We start from the raw sequence: 13,182 nt of genomic DNA, 5'->3' as shown, positions 1-13,182 counted from the left end.
CGCCCGCCTCATCCCCCACCCGCACCCCATCAGCCCCTCTAGTAGGCTCACGGCGCTTGAGCCATACGGGTGGGGAGCTGTTTGCAGATGCAGAGCGGGAGCCGGGCGGGGCACGGGACGGGCGTGCAGTGGATCGGGCCCTACGCCGTGCTTGCGGCGCTCGATGCGAGCGGCAGTGGCTCCGGCCGGTGTGTGCCGCCCGCCCTGCGGTACATCGGCCGTACGCCGGACGGAGAGCGCACCGTCCTGCTCAGCAGCCCGCTTCCGGGAAGCGACCCCGCACGCTTCCTGACCGAGGCGGATGCCTCGCGTTACCTGGTGGGCCGCTGGGCGCTGCCCGCCACCGAGGTGGCGCCGGCCGGGCACGGGGCGTGGCACGCCAGCCCGTATCTGCCGGTGCTGCCTCTGCCCGCCGCGCTCGCGCTCCACGGAGGCCCGTTGCCCGAGCGAACCGTGCGGGCCCTCGGCGTCGCCCTCGCCGAATCGCTCTCCGTGATCCACGGGCAGGGCCTCACGCACGCGGGAGTTTCGCCCGCCGCGGTCCTTCTCGCCCACGACGGGCCCCGGCTCGGCGGATACGGAGCCGTACGCACCGCCGCCGCGACCGACGGCACAGCACGGCGCGGCGCTGCCGGGATCGACGCGAGCGTCCTCGCGCCCGAGCAGAGGGCGGGCGGAGTGCCGCGTCCCATGGGTGATGTGTACGCGTTGGGTGCGACGCTCGCCTTCGCCGCCACTGGGAGCACGGCGCCGGAGCGGGAAGAGCTGCCCGGGTGGCTCCGGCCCGTCGTGACGCGCTGCCTGGCGCGCGATCCGGCCGATCGCCTGCAACTCGTCGCCTGCGTAAGGGAGCTGGCCGACGGCGATCGCGCGGCGGCGCAGCAGCCCGCCGGGTTCGGTGCGCCCGAGCGCGCCACCGCCTTGCTCACCCCTGGCTGGCTGCCGCCCCGCATCGGCGCCGCGCTCGCCCACCAGGCCGCGATCGTGCTCGGTGCCGAGCTCGATCCGGGGGCGGGCGGCGCGGCGGTGGCGGCACGCGCGGCCGCGCCTTCCTTCTCGTGAGTCCGAAGCCGACAGCCCTGAAGCCGACGGCCCTGAATCCGATGGACCGGAAGCCGATGGACCGGAAGGCCACAGCCGTGAAGCCCACACAAGTGAAGCCCACAGAAGTGAAGCCCGCAGCCGCCCTGAAACCGGCGCCGAAGCCCACAGCCCTCAAGCCCACCCACCTGAAGTCGACAGTCTGAAGCCCTGATGCCCGCACCCCTGACCCACGACGACCCCGCCGCCCTCGGCCCCTTCCGCCTCATCGCCCGCCTGGGCAGCGGCGGCATGGGGACCGTGTACGTCGCTCGTACGCCCGGCGGTGCCACGGTCGCGCTCAAGACCATGCACCCGGGGATCGCCGACACTCCCGACGCCAGGACGCGCTTCCGGCTCGAGGTCGACGCCGCCCGTGTCATCGGCGGGCAGTTCGGGGCGAGGGTCGTCGACGCCGATCCGCTCGCGGCCACGCCCTGGCTCGCCACCGAGTACGTGCTCGGGCCCGCGCTCGACGAGGCGGTGGAGGCCGCCGGGCCGCTGCCCGAGCAGGCCGTGCGTGCGCTCGGAGCCGCTCTGTGCGCGGCGCTCGACCAGCTGCACCGGTCCGAGGTCGTCCACCGGGACCTCAAACCGTCCAACATCCTTGTCACGGCGTACGGTCCCAAGGTCATCGACTTCGGGATCGCGCGGGCCGTCGGGGACGAGCGGCTGACCCGTACCGGATCGGCCGTCGGCACCCCGGCCTTCATGTCGCCCGAGCAGGCCACCGGGCAGGAGCACGGCGCAGCGGGCGATGTCTTCGCGCTCGCCGGGGTGCTGGTGTACGCGGCCAGGGGCAGCGGGCCGTTCGGGACCGGGCAGGCGGCCGACCTGCTGTACCGGGTGCGGTACGCGGAGGCCGACCTGACCGGCGTGCCGCCGTCGCTCGTACCCGTACTCGCGCGGTGCCTGTCCAAGGATCCGGCGCAGCGGCCCGGGGTCCTGGAGCTGGCGGCTCAACTGCACGACGGCAGCGGCGAGTTCGCCGATCAGCTGCCCGATTCGTTGATGGCCGAGATCGGACGGCGGGCCGCCGCCGTCTGGCAGATCTCGCCCCGGCGGATGCCCGCGCCGGTCGACGTGGCAGGCCCCGACGGGCCGTCGGAGCCGGTGAAACGCGCGGGCGCCTCACGGCGCCGGTTCCTGCTCGGCGGCGGCGCGGCGGCCGTCGCGGCGCTCGCGGGCGGCGGCGCCTGGTGGTGGAACTCCTCGCGGGACAACGGCGGGAGCAGTGCCGGCGAGAAGCCCGCGGGGCCCGAGCAGACACGGAACGCGGACCCGCTCTGGGAGGCGGATTCGGCCTCGTACCGCCTCTTCGAATGGGGCCTTGCGGTGCCCTATCCCGTCGAGGGGTCCATCCATCTCCCTTTCGACGCCTCCACGGTGCGCTACATCCCGGAGACCGGCGCGCGCACGAAGGGCATCACCGCGCGCGGACTGCCCTGGCAGGTCGATGTCGTGGCAGGCACCGAGTACCGGCTCGCCCCGACGCTCGAGAGCAACAGCCCGGTCGTGATGAGTTCGGTCACGGTCGCGACCTGGAATCAACGCCAGGAATCCGTGCAGCCGACGCCGGCCGTCCTCGACGGCACCAACGCCGCCCTCGACGGAAACCAACTGCTCTGTGTCGCGGGCACGGTGGCCTACGTCGCGGTCGGCTCCGGCAAGGCGTCGGACTTCGGCTTTCTCGCCTCACAGAAGTTCACGCTGCGCGCCGCCGATGTGAAGACCGGCAGGACACTGTGGTCCAAGGCCTTGCCCGCGCGCCCGGACAAGAGCATGCGGCTGCATTTCCTGGCGGCCGAGGTCGTCGGGGACCGCCTGGTGACGCTGCAGGAGACCGAGCCGAAGACCGTACGCGTGGTCGTACGGGACATCCGAAGCGGCGAGGTCGTCTGGGACAAGCCGTACGGGAAGGCCGGCGATCTCGAGGCGCTGCAGAGCGAACTGGCCCTCGGGGACGGGCGGATCTACCTCGGCGGCGACCGTCTGCGGGCATGGCGGATCGAGAACGGGGACGAGGTGTGGACGAGCCCGGCCGGGGTCGCCTACAGCCCGCCCACGTACGCCTCGGGTGTCGTGTACGCGGTCGGGCGGGGCACCGGCCTCAGAGCGCTCGCCGCCGACAGCGGCCAGGTCAGGTGGACCGAGACGTCGAGCGAGGTCGGTGAGGTCTCCCTGGCCTGGCGTCCGCTGGTGACCAAGCGGTACGGCTACTACCGCAACGGAGTTCAGCTGCACGCCGTCGATCTGCGGACCCACGACACCGGCTACACGTACAAGACCAGCGCGACGCGCTTCTACCCTGACCTGCCCGACAGGCTCGTCCTCGGGATGGGCGAGGAGACCATGAGCGCGTATCCCCTGAGATGACCTGCCGCCCTGCCGCCCGTCCCCCGCAAGCACTGCACGAAGGACCCCCGCCATGACCCCGCTCGGCCCCGGAGACCCCGTCCGCCTAGGCCCGTACCGCCTGTCCGGCGTACTCGGCGAAGGCGGTATGGGCAAGGTGTACGTGGGTCAGGACGCGGCCGGGACCCTCGCGGCGGTCAAGGTGCTGCGGCCCGAGCTGGCGCACGACACGGACCTCGCACAGCGTTTCGTGCGCGAGGCGCAGGCCGCACAGGCCGTACGCAGTCCGGGAGTTGCCGCCGTGCTCGGCGCGTGGACCGAGGGCGGGCGGCCGTGGATCGCCACGGAGTTCCTCGCGGGTCTCACCCTCGACCAGGCCGTCGACGGGTTCGGGCCGCTCGACGAGGCCGCGCTGCGGGCGCTCGCCGCGTCGCTGGCGCGCACGGTCGCCGACATCCACGCGGCCGGATTCGTGCACCGCGACCTCAAGCCGCAGAACATCGTGCTCACCGCGAGCGGCCCCCGCATCATCGACTTCGGCATCGCCAGGCCCGAACACGGTCTGACGCTCACCACGACCGGGCAGGTGCCGGTCACTCCCGGCTACGGCGCACCCGAGCAGGTGCTCGGGCAGCGCGTGGCACCCCCTGCGGATGTGTTCTCGCTGGGTGCGGTGTTCGTGTACGCGGCCACCGGGCGGCGGGCGTTCGACGGCGGGCATGTGGCGGCCGTGCAGTACGCGGTGGTGCACGGCGATCCCGAACTCGCCGGGCTGTCACCGGAGTTGACGGCGCTCGTGGCACCCTGCCTCGCCAAGGACGCGGCGCTGCGGCCCACGCCCGCGCAGATCGAACAGGCGATGGCGCCCGCCAAGGGGACCGAGCGGCACTGGCGGCGCGGTCCGCTCGCCGACGCCATCAAGGAGCGCGAGCGTGCGGCCGCCCGGCTCGCCCAGCAGGGCGCGGTCACCGCAAGCGGCCAGGCGCCGTCGCCGGGGCGGCGCCGGCTGCTCACCGGCCTTGCGGCAGCGGGCGCGGTCGTCGCGGCCACGGGCGGTACCGGCGTGTGGTGGCTGGCCGGCCGGGGCACGGGCGACGACGGTGCCCGCCCGCCGGCGAAGAACGATCCCTTCGACATCCCGCCCGCCGCGCGCACCCCTGAGCAGGCCTTGGAGGAGCTGGGAGGCCGCGTGTCGATCGGGGACCCGGCCCCCACACTGCTCTGGTCCCTCGAAGACGAGGCCGACGTGTACGCACCGGGTCTCCTCCCGGTGCGCGACGTCCTCGTCTTCGCCGCCGGGAGCGGGGGCATCGCCGCATACGACGTACGCGACGGAAAGCGCCGCTGGCAGGCCGCCGGCATCCGCGCGCAGGCGAACTTCCTGTCCCTGTCCGACCGGCTCGTGGCCGCGGCCGACGAGGAGGGGACGCTGCGGACGTACGTGCCGTCCACCGGCGTCGCCAAGTGGACCTGCCCGGCGGCCGAGGTGCAGCACCTGCTCGCGGCGGACGATGACGCGGTCTACTTCCTGACCAGGAGCAAGAAGCTGCGCAGCGTCGGCAGGTCCGACGCGAAGGTGCGGTGGACGGCGAGCGCTCCGGCGGCCTTCAAGGGACAGGGAGCGGCATCCGCGGCGGCGGCCCGGGGACGGCTCGTGATCGGGACCGACGAAGGCGGCGTCGTGGCGCTCGACACGCGCAATGGCAAGGTCGCGTGGTCGCATCAGGGCAGCAGGGACGCCGTCGTCGATACGACGGTCGACGGGGACAAGGTGTTCCTCAGCGGTACCCGACTGTCCGCCCGACGGCTCGGCGACGGCAAGGAGATCTGGCAGGCCGGGGCCGAGAACTGGAAGGGCGAGGTCCAGAACTGGGGGCCGGCCACCGTGCACGCGGGCTCCGTCTACGTCGGCGCCGGCGTCTACCCGCGGTGCCTCGACGCGCGCGACGGCAGCGAGGTGTGGAAGGGCGAGTGGCCGGCGAACCACGGCCGGCCCGTACTCGTCCAGGGGAGCGGTGCCTGGTACCTGCGGACCGTTTCCGAGGACATGCCCGGCATCGAGGACAAGCTCATGGTCAGCGCCGTGACCGTCGCCGACGGACGGATCGCCCTCCACTACGACCTGCCGCACGCCGAACAGCAGTCGATCGCCGCCGGGGGCAACCGGGTCTTCGCCCAGAGCGGCGGCAAGGTGGTGGCGCTGGCGGTGTTCTGAAACACCGCCAGCGCTTCGGGCCTGACCGGCCTTGCTTCGTGCGCGATGCGGCTGCGGCTCGTGCGGGATGCTGCCGAGGCTCGTGCGGGATCCGGTTACGCCTCGTGCGCGGCGAGCAGTGCCTTCGCACGCTGGACGTCGTCCGCGATGGCCTGGATCAGCTGCTCGAGCGAGTCGAACTTCGCCATGCCCCGTACGTACGCGACGAAGTCGACGGCCACGTGCAGGCCGTACAGATCGAGGCCGACGCGGTCGATGGCGTACGCCTCGACGGTGCGCTCCTTGCCGTCGAACTGCGGGTTGGTGCCCACCGAGATCGCGGCGGGCATGGCCTCGCCCTCGACGTGCAGGTACCCGGCGTAGACGCCGTCCGCGGGGATCGCGGTGTGCGGCAGGGTCTCGACGTTGGCCGTCGGGAAGCCCAGCTCGCGGCCGCGCTGGGCGCCGCGGACGACGACGCCCTCGACGCGGTGGGGGCGGCCGAGGATCTCGGCGGCGCCGGCGACGTCGCCCTCCGCCACGAGGCGGCGGGTCAGGGTGGAGGAGAAGGGTTCGCCGCCGCCGGCCTCGCCGCTGACGAAGAGGTCGATGACCTCGACGTCGTAGTCGTACGTACGGCCCTGCTCGGCGAGGAACTCGACGTTGCCGGCGGCCTTGTGGCCGAAGCGGAAGTTGGGGCCTTCGACGACGACGCGGGCGTGCAGCTTGTCGACGAGCACCTTGGCGACGAAGTCGGCGGGCGAGAGCTTCGAGAACTCCGCGGTGAAGGGGAGGATCAGCACGGCGTCCACGCCGAGGTCGGCCATCAGCTCCGCGCGGCGGTGGTGCGGGGCGAGCAGCGGGGGGTGGCTGCCGGGGCGGACAACCTCGCTGGGGTGGGGGTCGAAGGTGACGACCACGCTCGGGATGCCCAGTTCGCGGGCGCGTTCCACCGCGCGGCCGATGATCAGCTGGTGACCGCGGTGCACTCCGTCGTAGGAGCCGATGGTGACGACGCTGCGCCCCCAGTCCTGGGGGATGTCCTCCAAGCCACGCCAGCGCTGCACGGTGTTTGCTCCTCGCCGAACCTGTGTGTGTTGTTCTGTTTGCGCAGGACTAAGAGTGCCATGCCTTTTCCGCCCACCCCGCCCCCGGGGGCCCGCTGGGGGCATCGGCCTGCGAACGTTCCGGCTGCGTCGCGGGGTGCGCTGCGCGTCCGGTGCGCCCGGGAGCGATGCGTCCCTGACCTCGGCTGGCTTACGGCTCTCCGCCGGTGCGCTGTCATGCAGTACGCCTGCGGGGCGGCGCGTGCCTGACTGCGGGCCAGCGCTTACCTGGCCTCGCCCGCGTTACGGCATTCCACCGGTGCGTGTGCCGCCTGCGGTTCGTCTTGGGTCGGTGCCGGGGCGGGGTACCTGGTTTTCGGGCAATGTGAGCCGGTACCGAGGGACTCACCCGGCCGTCTCGGACCGCCCGAAAACCAGGTAGCCCACCCCGTCCCCTCCCGCCGTCCCGCGGCTCCCGCCCGGTGGGGGTGCGGCTCCCGCCCGCAGACCGCGACGAGACCGCGGCCCAGGCCGAACCTCAATCCGGCCCGCACACCCACCCGGGCCCACCTGGGCCCCACCCGGGCCGGGAGCCGACAGCCCAGCCCCACCCGGGCCGGAACCAAACCAACAGCCCGGCCCACCCGCACACTCAAGCCGAGACCCGCACGCTCAGGCCGAACACCCGCACGCTCAAGCCGAGACCCGCACGCTCAAGGCGAGCACTCGCACGCTCAGGCCGAGCACCCCGCACCCTCAAGCCGAGACCCGCACCCCCACCCCCTCCACAATCATCCGCCGCGCACTCGGCCCCACCAACACCGTCCACACCCCCGCCGACTCCTCCAGCCAACAAGCCAGCGCACGAGCGAAGTCCGGGCACGCGTGGGCGAGGGAGACCAGGCGGCGGTCGTAGGACGCGGCGCCTTCCGGGGTGCGCACCAGGAGGAGCCCGCAGCGGCGGACCAGGTCCCGTGTGCGGGACCAGTCCACGCCTCCCGTACGGACCGCCACCGTGAGCACCTCGTCGAGGACGGCCGGATCGTGCTCCAGCTCGAGGAGTACGTCGAGCAGTTCGCCGCGCAGCACCCGCGACGAGGGCCCGCCCCTGCCGGGCGCCGCGAGCACACCGGCCAGGGCGCGGCGGACCTCGGGCGGTCCGTTCTGCAGAAGGTCCGTGACCAGCGGGAAGAGCGTGGCCCGCGCCTGGGCCCCCTGCTCCAGGCGCCGGTCCACGTACACCCCGGCCTGGACGGCCGCCTCCGGCCGCAGCTCAAGGAAGTCCCGTACGAGATGCGTCACACGGCGCGCGACGGCCGGCGTGGTGACCCCGGCGAGCGCCTCGAGGACCTCGGCCGACCCCGCCCCCGGTTCCCGCAGCCGGGACCGGAACGCGCCGAGCACGGGCTCGGGGTGGGTGGTGAGGGCCGTGGCGAGGGCGGCCGAGGAGAGCTGGGGGTCGCCGGATGCGTACCGCTTCAGGGCGAGCGGCAGATGCCGGGCGCGGGTGACCGGGTCGCGGACGAGCAGGGAGAGCGCCGCGCCGTGCAGCGCGCCGTCCTCGGGCCTTGCCAGGAGCGCGAGCGCCGCATAGCGGAGCAGCGTGCGGTCGGCCTCCGTGTCCACGTGCAGCGCCGCGCTCAGCCCGTACGCGGCCGCCGCGACCCGCCGTGCCGCACGGTCGTCGTGCGCCCAGCGGTCGACCGCTCGGCACAGGGCCGACGGCTCCTCCTCGGCGAGCGTCGCGAGGAGCTCGTCGCCGCGGGGGTGCCCGCAGTCGACGAGGGCCTCGGTCAGGTCGTCGAGCGCGCGGTGGCGGTGGGTGTGCAGAAGGGCCTGGGCAGCGTCGGCGACGGTGGCGGCGGGCGCGGCGGCCAGTGGCCGGTCGTCGCCGAACCACTGCGTCAACAGCGGCTGTACGAGCGCGGGTTCGGCCTTGAGCAGTGCGGCGACCGTGTCGAGGCACCGCTCGCCGCCCTCGGTGTCGGCCACCACCAGGCGCCGCAGGAGTTCAAGCCGTTCCTGCGCGGGCAGCGGCAAAGCCCGCCAGAACCACGGCCCGAACCCGTCGTACACCCCGCGCACCGGGCCCCGCGTCAGGATCCGGTCGGCGAGCAGCCGCAGGACGGGCATGTACGGACGGGCGTCCGGGACCCGGAGCAGGGTCTCGGTCAGGAGGTGGACTGCCCACCAGGCGGCGTCGGCGGGGTTGCGCCGGGTGCCGGCCGCCCAGCTGGGGGTCGTGCGCAGTCCGTGTTCGGCGAAGTGGTCGGCGGCGAGGGTGAGTTCGTCGAGCCGGCGGCGGAGTTGGTCGGGGCCCTGCTGGCGTTCGAGGAGCAGCAGGGCCTGCAGGACGGGGCCGATGCGGTGCCGCGGAACGGGCAGCGGGTGCACGGGCCCCGGGCCGGCAGCCGCCTTGCGCGGGCGCCGGCGCGGGCCGTCCGTGCGCGCGGGCAGCCGGGCCGGGACGGAAGCGCGCTCCTCGGGCTCCGCACGCCAGCGGTGCACGAGCGCGAACAGGGCCGCGTCCAGGTCGAGATGGGCCCCCTGGATCCAGTCGGCCAACTCCTCGTGCGCGAACCGGTACCCGCCCCCCGCGGGCACCAGGGCGCCCTCGGTCAGCACGGCGGACGCCCACCCCGTGGCCCACGGGAAGACCTCCTCGAAGGCTTCCCGGTCCAGCTCGCCCTGCCCGGGCCCCAGACACCGTCGCGCGGCCTCGTGCAGCCGCCCGGAGACCTTCGCCGCGAGGCGCCGTACAGCAGGGCCTCGTACGTCCTGCAGGGCAGCGAGCCGTACGGCGATCCGCAGGCAGAGCAGATCCAGATACGCGGAGAAGATCTCGGCCCGGTCGGGGCACCCGTCCACGGCCTCGCCGAGCGCGTCCCGCACCTCGCCCAACAGGCGTACGGCCAAGGGGTGTGCGGCGTCCGCCGCGGCCAGCGCGCCGTCGGGCACACCGTGCAGCGCCCGCACCCAGCCCGCCTGCCGCCCCGCCGGCTCGCCCAGCCGTACGCAGGCGGGCAGCCGCCCGCCCTGCGTGGAGCCGTACAGGGCGCTTCCCGGAAACAGGGCCCCCGCCTGCTCCCAGTACTCGGGCCGGCAGGCGACGACCAGCCGTGTCCCGGTCTGCCGCAGCCACTCCCCGCTCCCCGCGCTCCACTCCGCGAGGCGGTGCGCGAGCTGCGGGGGCATCTCCTCGGGCCCGTCCAGGAGGACGAGCAGGGGCCGCCCCGCGTCCCGTACGAGCCGGGCGATCCGGTCGGGCCCGATGTCCCCGAGCTCACCGTCTTCTTCGTCCGCCACCGGCACGCCCTCGGACGCGGCCACGATCCGTCCGGCGTGCGCGAGCACCCGCCCCACCGCGTCCGCCACCGAGGCGTCCCCGGCCTGCAGCCCGGCTCCGCGCAGCCACACCGTGGGCGCGGGCGCGCCGCCCCGCGCGCGGCGCCGGGCCAGCGCGCCGAGCTCGGTGGTCCGGCCGCTGCCGGGGTCGCCGACGAGCCCGAGGACGCACTGCGCGGACTCCAGAAAGGCCTCGAACTCCGTTGTCACTTCCACCCGTTGGACGGGTTCGCGCTCCTCGCGCGGCAGATCGGACCCGACGGAGATGGCACTGAGCTGCAGCGCGCCCGCCAGATTGAGATCGCGCCCGTACGCCGGGACACTCGCCGCGTTGCGCGTCAGGAGCTCCCCGAGCACCCCGCTCGCGTCGGCCCGGGCGGCCGCCCGCAGCGGCACCGCGTAACCCGCCGCGCGATGCCCCGCGTCGAGCGCGGTCCCGAGCACGCCGAGCACGGCCCCGGTCGCGGTGTCCACCACGGGCCCGCCGGCCGCTCCCCCGCCGAGCTGCAGCGCATCGGCGGCATCGGTCCCGACGGCCAACTCCAGTACGCCGCCGAGCAGATGGAAACGGTCCGTCGCCGTGTACGTGACCTGCGCCTCGGCGTCGAGCACCCGCGCCTCGCGCCATCCGAGCGCGGCGATGCGTACGTACGCGCCGGGTTCGACATGTTCCCGTACGGACAGGGGCAGCGCCCTCAGGCCGAGACCCTCGGTCCGTACGAGCGCGAGATCGGTCTCGGGAAACGAGACGACGGCATCGGCGTCGACCACACACGTACGGCCGCCGCCGGCGTGCAGCACGATGCGCGCGAGCCCGTCGATCGCCTCGTGGGAGGTGACGACGGTCCCGTCCTCGTCCGCCGCGAAACCGGTGCCGCGGGGCCGGCCCGCCAGATCACAGATCCGGACCAGTTCCTCGCGACCCCCGGCCATCCTCGTCCTCCCCGCGGCGCTCTCCTACGACCGTAGGGAGAGCTGTTCCGCAGGGAACCCCCGCAATCGGATGCGCCCCCTGTGTACCGGCGAAGTGCTTCGAGCGCCTGCCTGAACGGGTGAACGGGGTTTGCCCACGCCCGGCCACGATCCGACAGCAGGAGCGACACGATGGACTGTGAGACCCGCACCCCACCCGGCCCGCAGCCGCGGGACGGCGGGAGGGGACGGGGTGGGGTGCCCGGTTTTCGGGCGGCCCGAGACGACAACGCGAGTCCCTCGGTACCGGCCCGCATTGCCCGAAAACCAGGTACCCCACCCCGGCGCCGACCCAGAAGACGAACCGCACGCGCAGCGCACTGGCACGACGAGGGACTCAGGCGAAGACAGCCAGACTCTTGGCCTTGCCCTTCAGCCCCTCCACCAGCGCCACGAACCGACCCGACGCGTCGTACACGGCCACAGCGCGACCCGACCCGTACTCCTCGGGCATCTCGATCCGCACCCCGTTGAGCAGCAGCCGCGCCCGCTTGTCGTCGACATCCCACCGCGGGAACGCCGCAGCCGCAGCCTCCGCCACCGGCATCACCGTCAAAGAGGCCTGCAACTCGTCCAGCGTCCGCGCCGAGTCCAGCTTGTAGGGCCCGACCCGCGTACGCCGCAGCGCCGTCAGATGTCCCCCCACACCGAGATCCGCACCCAGGTCCCGGGCCAGCGCACGGATGTACGTGCCAGAGGAGCAGACCACCGACACGACCAGGTCCATCACCGCGGTCCCGTCCTCGGCCACCGCGTCCCGCACGTCGTACACCGTGAACGAGGAGATCGTCACCGGCCGCGCCGGAATCTCGAACTCCTCGCCCTCGCGCGCCCGCTTGTACGACCGCACGCCATTGATCTTGATCGCGCTGACCTTGGACGGCACCTGCATGATCTCGCCGGTCAGCTTGGCGATCCCTGCGTCGATCGCCTCACGCGTCACCCGGGACGCATCCGTCGACGAGGTGATCTCGCCCTCGGCGTCGTCCGTCAGGGTGTTCTGCCCGAGCCGGATCGTGCCCAGGTACTCCTTCTCCGTCAGGGCGAGATGCCCGAGGAGCTTGGTGGCGCGCTCCACACCGAGCACGAGCACACCGGTCGCCATCGGATCGAGCGTGCCGGCGTGGCCGACCCTGCGGGTCTTGGCGATGCCGCGCATCTTGGCGACCACGTCATGCGAAGTGAAGCCGGACGGCTTGTCGACGATGACAAGGCCGTCCGGCGTCTGCTGCTGCTTGCTCATTCGGAAGCGTCGTCCTCTTCCGGCTTCTTGTACGGGTCCGCGTCACCGGCGTAAGCGGCGCCCGAGGACGCCTGACGCACCTGCGCGTCGGAGGCCCGTGCCTTGTCGAGGAGGTCCTCGATGGTCTTGGCGGTCTCCGGCAGCGCATCGGCGACGAAGGTCAGCGTCGGCGTGAACTTCACACCGGCGGCCGCACCCACCGCGGACCGCAGAACGCCCTTGGCGCTCTCCAGGCCACGGGCCGCGTTCTCACGGTCCTCGTCATCGCCGTAGACCGTGTAGAAGACGGTCGCCTCCCGCAGATCGCCGGTGACCCTCGTGTCCGTGATGGTCACGTGCGAGCCCAGGCGCGGGTCCTTGACCCCACGCTGCAGCTTCTGTGCGACCACTTCCCGGATGAGGTCCGCCAGCTTCTTCGCCCGCGCGTTGTCGGCCACTGGTCCGTCTCCCTCTGTTTCTTTCCGTACGTACGTCTCTTGCGTACGTCAATCATCGTCCCCGTGCAGCCGCCGGCGCACCGAGAGCAGCTCCACCTCGGGGCGGGCAGCGATCAGCCGCTCGCACCGGTCGAGCACTTCGGACAGGTGCCCCGTGTCCCCGGAGACCATCGCGACGCCGATCTCGGCCCGGCGATGGAGGTCCTGGTCGCCGACCTCCGCCACGCTGACCGCGAACTTGCGGTGCAGCTCGGCGACGATCGGGCGGACGACGGAACGCTTCTCCTTCAACGACCGTACGTCGCCGAGGAGCAAGTCGAAGGACAGAGTCCCCACGTACATATAGGTCCGGATATCCCGCCGGTACGGGTTAGACGGCGCCCTGGCCTTTGTCAGGGGCGTGCGCTGCGTTGTCCCGGGGGACAACCCCCGGACCCCCGGCCGGAGGGATCTGACAAACCGTACCCGCAACGGCCGGGGCCGATCGACGGAATTTCTCCGTCGACCGGC

At 73.2% G+C, this 13,182-nt stretch carries 8 protein-coding genes; 3 read left to right on the top strand and 5 right to left on the bottom strand.

Annotated elements, in window-relative coordinates; genetic code table 11:
- Positions 1-87 precede the first annotated feature (87 nt).
- From H9Y04_RS04115 to H9Y04_RS04105, 3 genes are all read left to right on the top strand, one after another.
- On the top strand, positions 88-1,062 hold the full coding sequence (locus H9Y04_RS04115) for a protein kinase family protein (protein WP_187812260.1): 975 nt from the start codon (positions 88-90) through the stop codon (positions 1,060-1,062).
- A 192-nt stretch (positions 1,063-1,254) separates the two neighbouring features.
- Entirely contained in the window at positions 1,255-3,456 is a 2,202-nt protein-coding gene (locus H9Y04_RS04110; protein ID WP_187812259.1) for a protein kinase domain-containing protein, read from the top strand.
- A gap of 52 nt (positions 3,457-3,508) precedes the next feature.
- Entirely contained in the window at positions 3,509-5,650 is a 2,142-nt protein-coding gene (locus H9Y04_RS04105; RefSeq protein ID WP_187812258.1) for a serine/threonine-protein kinase, read from the top strand.
- A 95-nt stretch (positions 5,651-5,745) separates the two neighbouring features.
- Here the strand turns inward: H9Y04_RS04105 and H9Y04_RS04100 are convergent, their stop codons facing one another.
- The 5 genes from H9Y04_RS04100 to H9Y04_RS04080 form a co-directional block, all read right to left on the bottom strand.
- Positions 5,746-6,696, bottom strand: coding sequence for a bifunctional riboflavin kinase/FAD synthetase (locus tag H9Y04_RS04100; RefSeq protein ID WP_187812257.1), 951 nt, complete (start codon positions 6,694-6,696; stop codon positions 5,746-5,748).
- Between the two features lie 735 nt (positions 6,697-7,431).
- Entirely contained in the window at positions 7,432-10,953 is a 3,522-nt protein-coding gene (locus tag H9Y04_RS04095; RefSeq protein WP_187812256.1) for a S1C family serine protease, read from the bottom strand.
- A gap of 376 nt (positions 10,954-11,329) precedes the next feature.
- Positions 11,330-12,235: a tRNA pseudouridine(55) synthase TruB gene (gene truB, locus H9Y04_RS04090; protein ID WP_187812255.1), complete on the bottom strand. Its 906-nt coding sequence runs from the start codon at positions 12,233-12,235 to the stop codon at positions 11,330-11,332.
- Entirely contained in the window at positions 12,232-12,672 is a 441-nt protein-coding gene (gene rbfA / locus H9Y04_RS04085) for a 30S ribosome-binding factor RbfA (RefSeq protein WP_187812254.1), read from the bottom strand. Before rbfA ends, truB begins: the two co-directional genes overlap by 4 nt.
- A 48-nt stretch (positions 12,673-12,720) precedes the next feature.
- On the bottom strand, positions 12,721-13,014 hold the full coding sequence (locus tag H9Y04_RS04080; protein WP_187812253.1) for a DUF503 domain-containing protein: 294 nt from the start codon (positions 13,012-13,014) through the stop codon (positions 12,721-12,723).
- Between the last annotated feature and the right edge of the window lie 168 nt (positions 13,015-13,182).

This window comes from Streptomyces polyasparticus (assembly GCF_014493765.1).
Lineage (GTDB): Bacteria > Actinomycetota > Actinomycetes > Streptomycetales > Streptomycetaceae > Streptomyces > Streptomyces polyasparticus.
The sequence above is the reverse complement of the archived record's forward strand: the minus strand, read 5'-3'. Positions and strand labels throughout refer to the sequence as shown.